Origin of the sequence: Enterobacter cloacae complex sp. R_G8 (assembly GCF_024599795.1) — a bacterium.
Classification (GTDB): Bacteria; Pseudomonadota; Gammaproteobacteria; order Enterobacterales; family Enterobacteriaceae; genus Enterobacter; species Enterobacter dissolvens.
In genome coordinates, this window is sequence record NZ_CP102246.1 from 3731343 (window position 1) to 3747106 (window position 15764).

Here is a 15764-nt window from a genome sequence, read left to right on the forward strand (position 1 = left end):
CATAATGCGCCCCGCAACGCCGATAAGGTAACGCGAAAAAAGATGGCTACGTAGCTCAGTTGGTTAGAGCACATCACTCATAATGATGGGGTCACAGGTTCGAATCCCGTCGTAGCCACCATCTTTTTTGCGGGAGTGGCGAAATTGGTAGACGCACCAGATTTAGGTTCTGGCGCCGCAAGGTGTGCGAGTTCAAGTCTCGCCTCCCGCACCATTCCCAGGACAGCGTTGCACGGATGGGGTATCGCCAAGCGGTAAGGCACCGGTTTTTGATACCGGCATTCCCTGGTTCGAATCCAGGTACCCCAGCCATATTTCTTCGATTTTGCGGTTCTCCGCGGTATTGGGGTATCGCCAAGCGGTAAGGCACCGGTTTTTGATACCGGCATTCCCTGGTTCGAATCCAGGTACCCCAGCCATCGAAGAACGCAGTACTGGCTACGTAGCTCAGTTGGTTAGAGCACATCACTCATAATGATGGGGTCACAGGTTCGAATCCCGTCGTAGCCACCAAATTAAGATTATCGATTGTATTCGGTAATAAAAAATTGTTGGGGTATCGCCAAGCGGTAAGGCACCGGATTCTGATTCCGGCATTCCGAGGTTCGAATCCTCGTACCCCAGCCAATTTAAAAAGTCGTTAAGCAGTAGGTTTAACGCAATTGGGGTGTCGCCAAGCGGTAAGGCTCTGGTTTCTGATACCAGCATTCCGGGGTTCGAATCCCTGCACCCCAGCCACTTAAAACAAACAAGCCCGCTCTGCGGGCTTTTTTGTTTTTGTTGCTCAGAATAGTGCCCCTGATGCCCTCTCCCACGGGGAGAGGGAATAAAGATTAGAGCCCCAGGGCGTATTTCAGAGCCTGACGTTTCAAACCACCGGCGCGTTCCGCCGCCATCAATCCAATGTTACGCAGAATACGCACCGGCGCTAAGTCATTGCTGAATCCGGCATAGAACAGATCCATCCCCGACTGCATGATGAAGTTATCCGCCATACGTCGCGTCTGGTAGCGCTTGAGTACGTGATGGCTTGACCAGGCCTCCGCGTGAGCGCGTGCATTGCCCAGCACATCCAGTAAAGCGTCAACGTCACGATACCCCAGATTCACCCCCTGACCCGCCAGCGGATGAATGGTATGCGCCGCATCGCCCACCAGCGCCAGCCCTTCACGGGCATACTGCAACGCGTGGCGCCGTGTGAGGGGGAACGCCCCTGCGGCAACCGGCGTGACGTATCCCAGACGAGCCGGGAAGTGTTGCAGGATTTCACGCTGCAACTGCGCCATTGAAAGCCCCTGCAACTGGCGGATGCGCGCCGGTTTGTCATACCACACCAGCGACGCCCAGTTATCAAACAGCGGTAAAAAGGCATGCGGGCCATTCGGGGTAAAGTGCTGCCAGGTACTCTCTCCCGGCGCGTTCTCGCACTGAACGGTGATCAGCATACAGGACTGCTCATACTGCCAGGCATGAACGCCGATACCCGCCATCTGTCTGACCTGCGAGTGAGCACCGTCAGCCCCAATGACCAGTTTTACAGCCAGTTCATCGCCACTGTCGAGCGTCAGCGTATAGCCGCTATCATGAGGATGCAGCGCCTTCAGCGACGCAGGGACACGCAGCGTCACCTTCGGATGCGCCTCCAGCGCCTGCCAGAGCGCCCGCTGGAGGACGTTGTTTTCCACCATATAGCCCAGACGTGGCAGCTTCAGCTCGGCGGCATCAAACGCGACGTGGGCATTTTCCCATTCCCAGGTTTCGAGGCGACTGTAAGGGTGAGCCCGCATATCGAGCACCGCCTCCCAGACGCCCAGCCCGCGAAGCAGATCGACAGAGGCCGCGCTGATGGCAGAAACGCGGACATCCGGCTTTGCCGTCGGGTCAAACTCAGCCGGTGCCGCCTGCTCAATAACCGTTACCTCAAATCCCTGCTGCGCCAGCCCCAGCGCCAGCGCGCCGCCGACCATACCGCCGCCGACAACGGCTATTTCGGTGTGTTGGAGTGTCATGGTCACTTTTCCTTATTGGAGAATCCCTTAAGTTTACCGGATTTTTGCGGTCCTGAGACGCATAACCTTCATACTGGTCACAACCCCACCAAAGCATTACAATACACGGCTTGCAATCCTGAGCTGAGCAAGTCGATGACTAAAAAACTCCATATAAAAACCTGGGGCTGTCAGATGAACGAATACGATTCATCCAAGATGGCCGATCTGCTGGATACCACCCACGGATACCAGCTGACTGAAAATGCGAAAGAAGCCGATGTGCTGCTGCTAAATACCTGCTCCATTCGTGAAAAAGCGCAGGAAAAAGTCTTTCATGTGTTAGGTCGCTGGAAACTTCTCAAACGAAAAAATCCGGACCTGATCATCGGTGTGGGTGGCTGCGTCGCGTCGCAGGAAGGTAAGCTGATCCGCCAGAGAGCCCCCTATGTGGATATTGTCTTTGGCCCACAGACCCTGCACCGCCTGCCTGAGATGATCAATAAAGTGCGTGGCGATCGTAGTCCGGTCGTTGATGTCAGCTTCCCGGAGATCGAAAAATTTGACCGTCTGCCCGAGCCGCGCGCGGATGGCCCGACGGCGTTTGTCTCCATCATGGAAGGCTGCAACAAATATTGCACCTACTGCGTAGTGCCGTATACACGCGGTGAAGAAGTAAGCCGCCCGGCAGACGATATTCTGTTCGAAATCGCACAGCTTGCCGCACAGGGCGTACGCGAGGTGAACCTGCTGGGTCAGAACGTTAACGCCTGGCGCGGTGAGAACTACGACGGCACCACCGGCAGCTTTGCAGAACTGCTGCGCCTGGTGGCCGCGATTGACGGTATCGATCGTATTCGCTTTACCACCAGCCATCCAATGGAATTCACCGACGATATTATCGACGTTTACCGCGATACGCCGGAGCTGGTGAGCTTCCTGCATTTGCCGATTCAGTGCGGCTCTGACCGCGTGCTGAACCTGATGGGGCGTCCGCATACGGTGCTGGAGTATAAATCTACTATTCGTAAGCTGCGTGAAGCGCGCCCGGATATCCAGATAAGCTCCGACTTTATCGTTGGCTTCCCTGGTGAAACCGCTGACGACTTCGAACGCACCATGAAGCTCATCGGCGAAGTGAATTTTGACGTCAGCTACAGCTTCATCTTCTCTGCGCGTCCTGGCACACCTGCGGCCGATATGGTTGACGATGTCCCGGAAGAAGAGAAAAAACAGCGTCTGTACATTCTGCAGGAGCGTATCAACCAGCAGGCGAACGCCTGGAGCCGCCGTATGCTCGGCACTGTCCAGCGTATACTGGTGGAAGGTACCTCCCGCAAGAGCATCATGGAGCTGTCCGGCCGTACCGAAAACAACCGCGTGGTGAATTTCGAAGGCACACCGGACATGATCGGTAAATTTGTGGACGTTGAGATTGTGGAAGTGCTGACCAACTCGCTGCGCGGGAAGCTGGTGCGCACCGAAGATGAGATGGGTCTGCGCATTGCGCAATCGCCTGAATCCGTGATTTCCCGCACCCGCAAAGAAAACGATTCTGGCGTACGGGTTTACCAGCCATAATCCTTCAGGCCTGCCTTCCCGGCAGGCCTTGTATTTCCTCTCATCGCCCCCAATATCTTCCGCAACGCTTGCGCCTTTTTTCCATGGCGTGAATAATTTCGGTAATGACCGTTTTATTACGCCTGAGGGCGCCGGGCCAGTTAACCAATCAAAGAGGAACAGTTTGAACATAGACACGCTTGAAATTAGCCTAACGCCCGCAGACAACGCTCGCCTGCTGAGCCTGTGCGGGCCGTTTGATGACAACATCAAACAACTGGAGCGACGTCTGGGTATCGAAATCAATCGTCGCGATAATCATTTCAAACTCACCGGACGCCCTATCTGCGTCAATGCGGCTGCGGACATTCTGCGTAACCTGTATGTTGATACCGCCCCGATGCGCGGCGAAATTCAGGATATCGAACCAGAACAGATCCACCTCGCCATTAAAGAGGCGCGCGTGCTTGAGCAGAGCGCGGAAAGCGTGCCGGACTATGGCAAGGCCATAAACATCAAGACCAAACGTGGCGTCATCAAACCGCGTACACCGAACCAGGCGCAGTACATCGCCAACATCCTCGACCATGACATCACCTTCGGCGTGGGCCCGGCGGGTACAGGTAAAACCTATCTGGCCGTTGCCGCTGCAGTTGATGCGCTGGAGCGCCAGGAGATCCGTCGTATTCTGCTGACCCGCCCTGCTGTTGAAGCCGGTGAAAAACTCGGCTTCCTGCCGGGAGACCTGAGTCAGAAGGTGGATCCTTATCTGCGCCCTCTGTACGACGCGCTGTTCGAAATGCTCGGCTTCGAGAAGGTTGAGAAGCTCATCGAACGTAACGTGATTGAAGTCGCCCCGCTGGCCTACATGCGTGGCCGTACCCTTAACGATGCGTTCATTATTCTGGATGAGAGCCAGAACACCACCATCGAACAGATGAAGATGTTCCTGACGCGTATCGGCTTTAACTCGAAAGCGGTCATTACCGGTGACGTCACCCAGATCGACCTGCCGCGCAGCACCAAATCGGGCCTGCGCCACGCCATCGAAGTGCTGGCCGAAGTGGACGAAATCAGCTTTAACTTCTTCCACAGTGAAGACGTGGTACGCCACCCGGTGGTCGCGCGTATCGTTAACGCCTATGAAGCCTGGGAAGAGGCCGATCAGAAGCGCAGGGCCGAACTGGCCGCAGAACGTAAGCGCGAAGCGCAGGAGCAAGAACAGAAATGAGTCAGGTGATCCTCGATTTACAGCTGGCCTGTGAAGATAATTCCGGCATGCCAGAAGAGGCGCAGTTTCAGAAATGGCTGGATGCCGTTATCCCCCAGTTTCAGGAAGAGTCAGAAGTCACGATTCGCCTGGTGGATGAAGCAGAGAGCCATGAGCTCAACCTGACCTACCGCGGGAAAGATAAGCCAACCAACGTGCTCTCTTTCCCGTTCGAAGCCCCACCGGGTATTGAGATGCCGCTGCTGGGCGATCTGATCATCTGCCGTCAGGTGGTGGAACAGGAAGCCAAAGAACAGCAAAAGCCGCTCGAGGCCCACTGGGCGCATATGGTCGTCCATGGAAGCCTGCACCTGCTGGGCTACGATCATATTGAAGATGACGAAGCGGAAGAGATGGAGTCCCTCGAGACAGAGATAATGCTTGCTCTGGGCTATGAGGATCCGTACATTGCCGAGAAAGAATAGTCAGACAACAGACTGACTAACATGCCGCCGCGTAAGGAAATCACGCGGCGGTAAACATTGAACTGACGAGAGAACCCTTAACAAACGCCATGAGCGACGACAATTCACACAGTAGCGACACGACAAACAGTAAAAAGGGATTTTTCTCCCTCATTCTGAGCCAGCTTTTCCATGGTGAGCCCAAAAACCGTGATGAACTGCTGGAGCTGATTCGTGATTCCGGGCAGAACGATCTTATCGACGAAGATACGCGCGAAATGCTCGAAGGGGTAATGGACATCGCCGACCAGCGCGTTCGCGATATCATGATCCCCCGCTCGCAGATGATCACCCTGAAACGTAACCAGAGCCTCGACGAGTGCCTCGATGTCATTATCGAATCCGCTCACTCCCGTTTCCCGGTCATCAGCGAAGACAAAGATCACATCGAAGGGATTTTGATGGCGAAAGATCTGCTGCCGTTTATGCGCAGCGATGCCGAAGCCTTCAGCATGGAAAAAGTGTTACGCCAGGCGGTTGTTGTGCCGGAAAGTAAACGTGTGGATCGGATGCTGAAAGAGTTTCGCTCCCAGCGTTACCACATGGCGATTGTGATTGATGAATTTGGCGGCGTGTCAGGCCTCGTCACGATCGAAGATATTCTTGAGCTGATCGTGGGCGAGATCGAAGACGAGTATGACGAAGAAGAAGATATCGACTTCCGTCAGCTTAGCCGCCACACGTGGACCGTCCGCGCGCTGGCCTCCATTGAGGATTTCAACGACGCCTTCGGCACCCACTTCAGTGATGAAGAGGTGGATACCATTGGCGGGCTGGTGATGCAGGCCTTTGGTCATCTTCCTGCCCGCGGCGAAACCGTTGACATCGATGGTTACCAGTTCAAAGTGGCGATGGCCGACAGCCGACGTATTATACAGGTTCATGTCAGAACGCCGGACGACTCACCGGTGCCAAAACTGGAAGATTAATGTAAATGGCATTTGCCCCATTGCTTGAACGCCAGCGCGTCCGTTTGCTGCTGGCGCTGCTACTCGGAGCCAGCGGTACGCTGGCTTTTTCTCCTTACGATATCTGGCCTGCGGCTATCCTCTCCCTGATGGGATTACAGGGTTTAACCCTGAATCGTCGTCCCGTCCAGGCTGCAGCCATCGGCTACTTCTGGGGGCTGGGCCTGTTTGGCTCAGGTATTAACTGGGTCTACGTCAGCATCGCCCAGTTTGGCGGTATGCCGGGGCCGGTTAACGTCTTTCTTGTTGTACTGCTGGCTGCCTATCTCTCGCTCTATACCGGTCTGTTTGCGGGCATTCTCTCCCGCCTGTGGCCTAAAACCACCTGGCTGCGCGTCGCCATTGCGGCCCCCGTGGTCTGGCAGATTACCGAGTTCCTGCGCGGCTGGGTGCTGACCGGCTTCCCGTGGCTGCAGTTTGGCTACAGCCAGATCGACGGCCCGCTGAAAGGGCTGGCGCCAGTGATGGGTGTTGAGGCAATCAACTTCCTGCTGATGGTGGTAAGCGGTCTGCTGGTACTGGCACTGGTCACGCGTAACGGGAAACCACTGGTGGTGGCGCTGGTCCTCTTCGCCCTGCCCTTCCCGTTGCGTTATATCCAGTGGTATACCCTGATGCCTGAGCGCGCAACGCAGGTTTCAATGGTACAGGGCGATATTCCGCAGGCGATGAAGTGGGATGAGAAAGAGCTGCTGAACACGCTGAAAATCTACGCCAACGCCACTGAAGAGGTGATGGGTAAATCGCAGCTGATCATCTGGCCTGAATCCGCCATTCCGGATCTGGAAATTAACCAACAGCCGTTTCTGAATATGATGAACGATCTGCTGCGCGCGCGCGGCAGTACGCTGATCACCGGGATTGTGGATGCGCGTCTGAATCAGCAGAACCGCTACGATACCTACAACACCATCATTACGCTCGGCAAAGACAGCGACTACAGCCACACCTCGACTGACCGGTATAACAAGAATCACCTTGTTCCGTTCGGCGAGTTTGTTCCGCTGGAGTCGATTCTGCGTCCGCTGGCACCGTTCTTTGACCTGCCAATGTCCTCCTTCAGTCGGGGGCCGTACGTGCAGCCGCAGCTGCATGCACACGGTTTTGCCCTGACGGCGGCCATTTGCTACGAGATCATCCTCGGCGAACAGGTACGCGATAACTTCCGTCCGGATACGGACTTCCTGCTGACCATCTCTAATGATGCCTGGTTCGGTAAGTCGATTGGTCCGTGGCAGCATTTCCAGATGGCGCGAATGCGTTCCCTGGAGCTGGCGCGTCCGCTACTGCGCAGCACCAACAATGGCATCACCGCCGTGATTGGACCGCGGGGTGAAATTCAGTCCATGATCCCGCAGTTTACGCGCGAAGTGTTGACGGCTAAAGTCACGCCAACAAGCGGCCTGACGCCATATGCCCGTACCGGTAACTGGCCGCTGTGGATCCTGACCGCCCTGTTTGGCTTTGGGGCTGTGCTGATGAGCCTGCGTCAGCGTCGCCAATAACCTCACCTCGTCCTGCCGGGTGGCGGCTACGCCTTACCCGGCCTACATTTCGCTTCGTCGGTCGGGTAAGGCGTAGCCGCCACCCGACAGTTCCCTCCCAAATTTCAATTCTGGCACGTCTATTGCTTTGTTTATTCACGCAAACGCAGTTTGGCTTAACGTGCAACCTTGTCGCACCAGCGCAGATCATCAGTAGCACCGAAACGGTGCAACGAGAGATTTCTGCCTCGGAATGGTGCGGCGCGCTTCGCAAAAATAAACAATAACGCAGCAAAATCTTTACATTAAGCCAGACTAAATGTTAACAAGCTTGCATAACACTGCACTCGCATAGCGCGAGATATAACAACATCACAATGGGTATCAATGCGTCTCTGGCGCTGATAAGAAAGGAGTTGGGTATGCAATTACGTAAACTGGCCACAGCAATGCTGGTAATGGGGATGTCCGCAGGCGTCGTTCACGCTGAAGACGCGCCGGCAGCCGGCAGCACTCTCGACAAGATTGCCAAAAACGGCGTGATCGTGGTCGGCCACCGTGAATCTTCTGTCCCGTTCTCTTACTACGACAACACGCAAAAAGTCGTGGGCTATTCACAGGATTACTCTAACGCTATCGTTGAGGCCGTGAAGAAAAAGCTGAACAAACCCGATCTGCAGGTGAAGCTGATTCCGATCACCTCACAGAACCGTATCCCACTGCTGCAAAACGGCACCTTCGATTTTGAGTGTGGCTCTACCACCAATAACCTGGAGCGTCAGAAACAGGCTGCCTTCTCCGACACTATATTTGTGGTGGGGACCCGTCTGTTGACCAAAAAAGGCGGCGCGATTAAAGATTTTGCTGACCTGAAAGGCAAGGCCGTTGTTGTGACCTCCGGGACAACCTCAGAAGTGCTGCTGCACAAGCTGAACGACGAGAAGAAAATGGATATGCGCATCATCAGCGCGAAAGACCATGGTGACTCCTTCCGTACGCTGGAAAGTGGCCGTGCCGTCGCGTTTATGATGGATGATGCCCTGCTGGCTGGCGAACGTGCAAAAGCGAAGAAACCGGACAACTGGGATATCGTGGGCACCGCGCAGTCGAAAGAAGCTTACGGCTGTATGCTGCGTAAAGACGATCCGCAGTTCAAGAAGCTAATTGATGACACCATCGCCCAGGTGCAAACCTCTGGTGAAGCGGAAAAATGGTTCGACAAATGGTTCAAGAACCCAATTCCACCTAAAAATCTCAACATGAACTTTGAACTGTCTGACGACATGAAAGCACTGTTCAAATCACCGAATGACAAGGCTCTTAACTAATTAGAACTACAGGGGCGGGATCTCCTGCCCTCTCGATTGTCGGGAAGCATGGACAGACTATACGTTGAGTGGTCGTTCCCCACTCAGCGCGAAAAATGAGCTTCTCACCAATCTTCGAGGGTAGCGCTGCTACCCTTTTTTTTCTGGAGTTTATTATGTCAATAGACTGGAACTGGGGCATATTTCTGCAACAAGCCCCGTTCGGCAACACAACCTATCTTGGCTGGCTGTGGAGCGGCTTTCAGGTCACCGTTGCATTATCGATAACGGCGTGGATTATTGCGTTCCTTGTCGGTTCACTGTTCGGTATTCTGCGCACCGTCCCAAACCGTTTTCTCTCTTCTATCGGCACGCTGTATGTGGAATTGTTCCGTAACGTTCCGCTGATCGTGCAGTTCTTTACCTGGTATCTGGTCGTTCCTGAACTGCTGCCGGAAAATATTGGCATGTGGTTCAAGTCGGAACTGGATCCTAACGTACAGTTCTTTGTCTCCTCGATGATGTGTCTGGGGCTGTTTACCGCCGCGCGCGTGTGCGAGCAGGTGCGTGCCGCTATTCAGTCGCTGCCGCGTGGACAAAAGAACGCGGGTCTGGCAATGGGATTAACGCTGCCGCAAACCTACCGCTACGTCCTGCTGCCTAACGCCTACCGCGTCATTGTCCCACCGATGACCTCAGAGATGATGAACCTGGTCAAAAACTCGGCCATCGCCTCCACGATCGGTCTGGTCGATATGGCGGCACAGGCGGGCAAACTGCTGGATTATTCCGCCCATGCGTGGGAATCCTTCACGGCAATTACGCTCGCGTATGTTCTGATTAACGCTTTCATCATGCTGGTGATGAACCTGGTTGAACGCAAAATTCGCCTGCCGGGCAATCTGGGGGGCAAATAATGTACGAATTTGACTGGAGTTCCATTGTTCCTTCCATGCCATACCTGCTTGATGGTCTGGTGATCACCTTAAAAATCACCGTGATCGCCATCATCGTTGGTATCGTCTGGGGAACCCTGCTGGCAGTCATGCGCCTGTCGAGCTTTAAACCGCTCGCCTGGTTTGCCACTGCCTACGTTAACGTTTTCCGCTCCATCCCGCTGGTGATGGTGCTGCTGTGGTTTTACCTGATTGTTCCCGGTTTCCTGCAAAACGTTCTGGGACTGTCACCGAAAACCGATATCCGCCTTATCTCCGCGATGGTTGCGTTCTCCATGTTTGAGGCCGCTTACTATTCCGAGATTATCCGTGCGGGCATTCAGAGTATCTCCCGTGGGCAGTCCAGCGCGGCGCTGGCGCTGGGAATGACCCACTGGCAGTCCATGCAGCTCATTATTCTGCCGCAGGCGTTTCGCGCCATGGTTCCCCTCCTGCTGACCCAGGGCATCGTGCTGTTCCAGGATACCTCTCTGGTATATGTCCTGAGCCTGGCAGACTTCTTCCGTACCGCGTCCACCATCGGTGAACGTGATGGTACGCAGGTTGAGATGGTGCTCTTCGCAGGTGCGGTCTATTTTGTGATTAGTTTAAGCGCGTCGCTGCTGGTCAGTTGGCTGAAGAAAAGGACGGTATAATGATTTCCCTGAAAAATGTTTCTAAATGGTATGGGCACTTTCAGGTGCTGACCGACTGCTCCACCGAAGTCAAAAAAGGTGATGTGGTGGTAGTGTGCGGGCCGTCCGGTTCCGGTAAATCGACGCTGATCAAAACGGTGAATGGCCTGGAGCCTGTGCAGCAGGGCGAAATTGTTGTTAACGGCACCAAAGTGAACGACAAGAAAACCAACCTTGCCCAGCTTCGCTCCCACGTGGGGATGGTGTTCCAGCATTTTGAACTGTTCCCTCACCTCTCCATCATCGAGAACCTGACGCTGGCGCAGGTGAAAGTGCTTAAGCGTGACAAGAAAGCGGCGCGTGAGAAAGGGCTGAAGCTTCTGGATCGCGTTGGGCTTTCGGCGCACGCCGATAAGTTCCCGGCACAGCTTTCCGGCGGCCAACAGCAGCGTGTGGCCATTGCCCGCGCGCTGTGTATGGATCCGGTCGCCATGCTGTTTGATGAGCCTACGTCAGCACTCGATCCGGAGATGATCAACGAAGTGCTGGACGTGATGGTGGAGCTGGCGCACGAAGGAATGACCATGATGGTAGTGACCCACGAAATGGGCTTCGCCCGCAAAGTGGCCAACCGCGTGATCTTCATGGATGAAGGCAAGATCGTTGAAGACTCGCCGAAAGAAGAGTTCTTCGCCAACCCGAAATCCGAACGCGCAAAAGACTTCCTGGCCAAAATCCTGCACTAATCTTCTCAGTGCGCAATCTGCGGATTGCGCACTGCCTCACGCTTTCAATCTCTGCTTCTCGTCGGCGTCACATTGCAGCGTTAACCTTGTCACAAAATAACGCTACGTATGGAGAACGCTATGGCACAGCCTATTATTCTCGATTGCGATCCGGGTCATGACGACGCGATTGCCCTCGTCCTTGCACTTGCCTCCCCTGAACTTAAAGTCAAAGCTGTCACCTCATCTGCCGGCAACCAGACGCCGGATAAAACCCTGCGCAACGTCCTGCGTATGCTGACCTTGCTAAAGCGCACCGATATTCCCGTGGCCGGTGGCGCGGTCAAACCGCTGATGCGTGAACTGATCATTGCCGACAACGTACACGGAGAAAGTGGCCTGGACGGCCCGGCACTGCCGGAACCGGGTTTTGCCCCGCAATCCTGTACCGCCGTGGAGCTAATGGCAAAGGTACTACGCGAGAGTGCTGAACCCGTCACGCTGGTAGCAACGGGCCCACAAACCAACGTTGCGCTGCTGCTGAACAGCCATCCTGAACTGCACAGTAAAATTGCCCGTATCGTGATTATGGGCGGTGCCATGGGACTGGGTAATTGGACGCCTGCGGCGGAGTTCAACATCTTTGTCGACCCGGAAGCGGCGGAGATCGTCTTCCAGTCGGGCTTGCCGATTGTGATGGCCGGGCTGGATGTTACCCACCGTGCACAGATTATGGCGAATGACATCGAGCGTTTTCGTGCGATTGGCAACCCGGTTGCCACGACCGTTGCCGAGCTGCTCGACTTCTTTATGGAATATCACAAAGCCGAGAAATGGGGCTTCCACGGTGCACCGCTGCATGACCCATGCACCATTGCCTGGCTGCTGAAGCCTGAGATGTTTACCACGGTAGAGCGCTGGGTTGGTGTGGAGACCCAGGGGAAATACACCCAGGGGATGACGGTGGTGGATTACTATTCGCTGACGGGGAATAAACCGAATACCACGCTAATGGTGGATATCGATCGGCAGGCGTTTGTGGATTTGCTGGCGGAGAGGCTGGCTTACTATTCTGCGGCCTGATGCCCTCACCCCAGCCCTCTCCCACAGGGAGAGGGCGCAAACAGTTTTGCTTTTATTTAGGGCTCAAACGGCCGACGCTGGAACTGATCGTGCCCGCACTTCGGACACAGGGACAGCACCTCCGGCGTATAAACAGCAATATGATGATGGCATTTCTCACAGACCAGGTTTCCCAGTCCCACCACTTCGCCACTGTGGTAAACACCATGATGATTCAGATCCTGGAATACCTCGCGCCACTCCAGCTGTGTTTTATCGGTAATATCCGCCAGTTCCTGCCAGAGGCTCTCCTTGATCACCCGCATAAAAACGCTGTCGGTCACCTCGTCCTGGCTCTCCTGGTAACTGCGCGCGAACTCTTCCAGATCACGACGCACGGCGCGCGTCACCTCTTCCACTTCGGTTCGCGTTAACTCACCCGTTTGCGTCACGCGGGCACGCGCCTGCTCCACCAGCGCGTCGATATCACGCTCGCCGTTACGCAGCCGTTCCGTCAGTGTCGCCACCAGTTCGCGGTAAAATTGAGCAACCTTGTTCATCATTTTGCCTCCCGGGTCAGTAACTATTTCTAATAATAGACCTTATTTCATCGCCGCTTTGTCAGGTGAACCACAGACCCGGTAAATTCCTGCAAAGCGCATTTGTGCGAAAGGCTGTTTTGACGCGGGCGTTTGGGCTATGCTATGCGGATCTGAAATACCACATCCATTGGCTACATTTGTAGCTGTATTGAAAACAGGACCACTGGCTGCCATGCAAGAGCAATACCGCCCGGAAGAGATAGAATCAAAAGTCCAGCAACACTGGGACGAGAAGCGCACCTTTGAAGTAACCGAAGACGAGAGCAAAGAGAAGTATTACTGCCTGTCGATGCTTCCCTATCCTTCTGGTCGACTACACATGGGCCACGTGCGTAATTACACCATCGGTGACGTGATTGCTCGCTACCAGCGTATGCTGGGCAAAAACGTTCTGCAGCCAATTGGCTGGGATGCGTTCGGTCTGCCTGCGGAAGGCGCGGCGGTCAAAAACAATACAGCACCCGCGCCGTGGACGTATGACAACATCGCGTACATGAAAAACCAGCTCAAAATGCTGGGCTTTGGCTATGACTGGAGCCGCGAGCTGGCGACCTGCACCCCGGAATACTACCGCTGGGAACAGAAGTTCTTCACCGAGCTGTACAAAAAAGGCCTGGTTTATAAGAAGACGTCTGCGGTTAACTGGTGCCCGAACGACCAGACCGTTCTCGCGAACGAACAGGTTATCGACGGCTGCTGCTGGCGTTGTGACACCAAAGTTGAGCGTAAAGAGATCCCTCAGTGGTTTATCAAAATCACCGCTTATGCTGATGAACTGCTGAACGATCTGGATACGCTGGACCACTGGCCGGATACCGTTAAGACCATGCAGCGCAACTGGATCGGTCGTTCTGAAGGCGTGGAGATCACCTTCAACGTTGAGAACTACGATCAGACCCTGACCGTCTACACTACCCGTCCTGATACCTTCATGGGCGCGACCTATCTGGCCGTGGCCGCAGGTCACCCGCTGGCGCAGAAAGCCGCCGAAAATAATCCGGAGCTGGCCACCTTCATCGACGAATGCCGCAACACGAAAGTGGCAGAAGCCGACATGGCGACCATGGAGAAGAAAGGCGTTGCCACGGGCTTTTATGCGAAGCACCCACTGACTGGCGAAGCGATTCCGGTCTGGGCAGCAAACTTCGTGCTGATGGAATACGGCACTGGCGCGGTGATGGCCGTTCCGGGTCACGACCAGCGCGATTATGAATTTGCCACCAAATATAACCTGCCGATCAAAGCCGTTATTCTGGCAGCTGACGGCTCTGAACCTGACCTGTCTGAGCAAGCACTGACGGAAAAAGGCACGCTGTTTAACTCTGGTGAGTTCAGCGGTCTGAGCTTCGAAGACGGCTTCAACGCCATCGCCGACAAACTGGCATCGCTGGGCGTGGGTAAGCGTAAAGTAAACTACCGTCTGCGCGACTGGGGCGTTTCCCGTCAGCGTTACTGGGGTGCGCCAATCCCGATGGTCACGCTGGAAGACGGCACCGTGATGCCAACCCCGGAAGATCAGCTCCCGGTGATCCTGCCGGAAGATGTGGTCATGGACGGCATTACCAGCCCGATCAAAGCCGATCCTGAGTGGGCGAAAACCACCGTCAACGGCCAGCCTGCGCTGCGTGAAACTGACACCTTTGACACCTTTATGGAGTCATCATGGTACTACGCGCGCTACACCTGCCCGCAGTATCAGGAAGGGATGCTGGATTCTGACGCGGCAAACTACTGGCTGCCGGTGGATATCTATATCGGTGGTATTGAACATGCCATCATGCACCTGCTCTACTTCCGCTTCTTCCACAAACTGATGCGCGACGCGGGTATGGTCAACTCTGACGAACCAGCAAAACAGCTGCTGTGTCAGGGCATGGTACTGGCAGATGCGTTCTACTATGTCGGTGCGAACGGCGAGCGTAACTGGGTTTCTCCGGTTGATGCGATTGTTGAGCGCGACGAGAAAGGCCGTATCGTGAAGGCAAAAGACGCCGAAGGTCATGAACTGGTGTATACCGGCATGAGCAAAATGTCCAAGTCCAAAAACAACGGTATCGACCCGCAGGTGATGGTTGAGCGTTACGGCGCGGATACCGTGCGTCTGTTCATGATGTTTGCCTCTCCGGCAGACATGACCCTGGAGTGGCAGGAATCTGGCGTTGAAGGGGCTAACCGCTTCCTGAAACGTGTCTGGAAACTGGTTTACGAACACACCGCACAGGGTGACGCTCCGGCACTGAACGTCGCTGCGCTGACTGAAGATCAGCAGGCGCTGCGTCGTGATGTTCATAAAACGATTGCAAAAGTGACCGATGATATTGGTCGTCGTCAGACCTTCAATACCGCAATTGCGGCTATTATGGAACTGATGAACAAGCTGGCGAAAGCACCGCAGGAAGGCGAGCAGGATCGTGCCTTAATGCGTGAAGCGCTGTTAGCCGTCGTGCGCATGTTGAACCCGTTCACCCCGCATGTCAGCTTCACCCTGTGGCAGGAGCTGAAAGGCGAAGGCGATATAGACAACGCGCCGTGGCCGGTTGCTGACGAATCCGCCATGGTGGAAAACACCACGCTGGTGGTGGTGCAGGTCAACGGTAAAGTACGCGGTAAAATTACCGTCGCCGTTGATGCAACCGAAGAACAGGTTCGTGAGCGTGCTGGCCAGGAACATCTGGTGGCGAAATATCTTGAGGGCGTTACCGTGCGTAAAGTGATCTACGTACCGGGTAAACTGCTGAATCTGGTCGTTGGCTAAGCGCGGGAG

Annotated in this window: 13 protein-coding genes and 7 tRNA genes; 18 read left to right on the forward strand and 2 right to left on the reverse strand. The window is 54.9% G+C overall.

Annotated elements, in window-relative coordinates; genetic code table 11:
* Window positions 1-44: 44 nt before the first annotated feature.
* From NQ842_RS17715 to NQ842_RS17745, 7 genes are all read left to right on the forward strand, one after another.
* A tRNA-Met gene (locus NQ842_RS17715) sits at window positions 45-121 on the forward strand.
* A gap of 8 nt (window positions 122-129) precedes the next feature.
* Window positions 130-214 (forward strand) — tRNA-Leu (locus NQ842_RS17720).
* 23 nt (window positions 215-237) lie between these two features.
* Window positions 238-312: transfer RNA gene (locus tag NQ842_RS17725), tRNA-Gln, on the forward strand.
* 32 nt (window positions 313-344) lie between these two features.
* Window positions 345-419: transfer RNA gene (locus NQ842_RS17730), tRNA-Gln, on the forward strand.
* Window positions 420-436: 17 nt separating this feature from the next.
* Window positions 437-513 (forward strand) — tRNA-Met (locus NQ842_RS17735).
* 39 nt (window positions 514-552) lie between these two features.
* Window positions 553-627, forward strand: a tRNA-Gln gene (locus tag NQ842_RS17740).
* A 36-nt stretch (window positions 628-663) separates the two neighbouring features.
* A tRNA-Gln gene (locus NQ842_RS17745) sits at window positions 664-738 on the forward strand.
* Window positions 739-833: 95 nt separating this feature from the next.
* On the opposite strand, the gene ubiF is transcribed toward NQ842_RS17745, so the two are convergent.
* Complete coding sequence (gene ubiF / locus NQ842_RS17750; RefSeq protein ID WP_257256137.1) at window positions 834-2009, reverse strand: 3-demethoxyubiquinol 3-hydroxylase; 1176 nt, start codon at window positions 2007-2009, stop codon at window positions 834-836.
* Between the two features lie 135 nt (window positions 2010-2144).
* Here ubiF and miaB point away from each other — a divergent pair, with 135 nt between their 5' ends.
* The 10 genes from miaB to rihA all read left to right on the forward strand — a co-directional run bounded on the left by miaB (window position 2145) and on the right by rihA (window position 12419).
* A complete protein-coding gene (miaB, locus tag NQ842_RS17755; protein ID WP_013097574.1) occupies window positions 2145-3569 on the forward strand; it encodes a tRNA (N6-isopentenyl adenosine(37)-C2)-methylthiotransferase MiaB in 1425 nt (474 codons plus the stop codon).
* A gap of 163 nt (window positions 3570-3732) precedes the next feature.
* On the forward strand, window positions 3733-4779 hold the full coding sequence (locus NQ842_RS17760) for a PhoH family protein (protein ID WP_014831088.1): 1047 nt from the start codon (window positions 3733-3735) through the stop codon (window positions 4777-4779).
* Window positions 4776-5243: an rRNA maturation RNase YbeY gene (gene ybeY / locus NQ842_RS17765; RefSeq protein ID WP_003858677.1), complete on the forward strand. Its 468-nt coding sequence runs from the start codon at window positions 4776-4778 to the stop codon at window positions 5241-5243. Before NQ842_RS17760 ends, ybeY begins: the two co-directional genes overlap by 4 nt.
* A gap of 89 nt (window positions 5244-5332) precedes the next feature.
* Window positions 5333-6211: a CNNM family magnesium/cobalt transport protein CorC gene (corC, locus tag NQ842_RS17770; RefSeq protein ID WP_013097576.1), complete on the forward strand. Its 879-nt coding sequence runs from the start codon at window positions 5333-5335 to the stop codon at window positions 6209-6211.
* A gap of 5 nt (window positions 6212-6216) precedes the next feature.
* Window positions 6217-7755, forward strand: coding sequence for an apolipoprotein N-acyltransferase (gene lnt, locus NQ842_RS17775; protein WP_257256140.1), 1539 nt, complete (start codon window positions 6217-6219; stop codon window positions 7753-7755).
* A 401-nt stretch (window positions 7756-8156) separates the two neighbouring features.
* The gene (locus NQ842_RS17780; protein ID WP_014831086.1) at window positions 8157-9062 is read left to right on the forward strand and encodes an amino acid ABC transporter substrate-binding protein; all 906 of its coding nucleotides are present in this window, start codon (window positions 8157-8159) and stop codon (window positions 9060-9062) included.
* 155 nt (window positions 9063-9217) lie between these two features.
* A complete protein-coding gene (locus tag NQ842_RS17785) occupies window positions 9218-9958 on the forward strand; it encodes an amino acid ABC transporter permease (protein WP_013097579.1) in 741 nt (246 codons plus the stop codon).
* Entirely contained in the window at window positions 9958-10632 is a 675-nt protein-coding gene (gene gltK / locus NQ842_RS17790; RefSeq protein ID WP_032638859.1) for a glutamate/aspartate ABC transporter permease GltK, read from the forward strand. The genes NQ842_RS17785 and gltK overlap by 1 nt, the downstream gene beginning before the upstream one ends.
* Window positions 10632-11357 (forward strand): amino acid ABC transporter ATP-binding protein, encoded by a 726-nt coding sequence (locus NQ842_RS17795; protein WP_014831084.1) that lies wholly within the window; start codon window positions 10632-10634, stop codon window positions 11355-11357. Before gltK ends, NQ842_RS17795 begins: the two co-directional genes overlap by 1 nt.
* A 120-nt stretch (window positions 11358-11477) precedes the next feature.
* On the forward strand, window positions 11478-12419 hold the full coding sequence (rihA, locus tag NQ842_RS17800; protein WP_014831083.1) for a pyrimidine-specific ribonucleoside hydrolase RihA: 942 nt from the start codon (window positions 11478-11480) through the stop codon (window positions 12417-12419).
* 56 nt (window positions 12420-12475) lie between these two features.
* Here rihA and NQ842_RS17805 read toward each other — a convergent pair whose 3' ends face one another.
* A complete protein-coding gene (locus tag NQ842_RS17805) occupies window positions 12476-12958 on the reverse strand; it encodes a zinc ribbon-containing protein (protein WP_014831082.1) in 483 nt (160 codons plus the stop codon).
* A 214-nt stretch (window positions 12959-13172) separates the two neighbouring features.
* Between NQ842_RS17805 and leuS the strand changes: the two genes are divergently transcribed.
* Window positions 13173-15755 (forward strand): leucine--tRNA ligase, encoded by a 2583-nt coding sequence (gene leuS, locus NQ842_RS17810; RefSeq protein WP_257256141.1) that lies wholly within the window; start codon window positions 13173-13175, stop codon window positions 15753-15755.
* Window positions 15756-15764 lie beyond the last annotated feature (9 nt).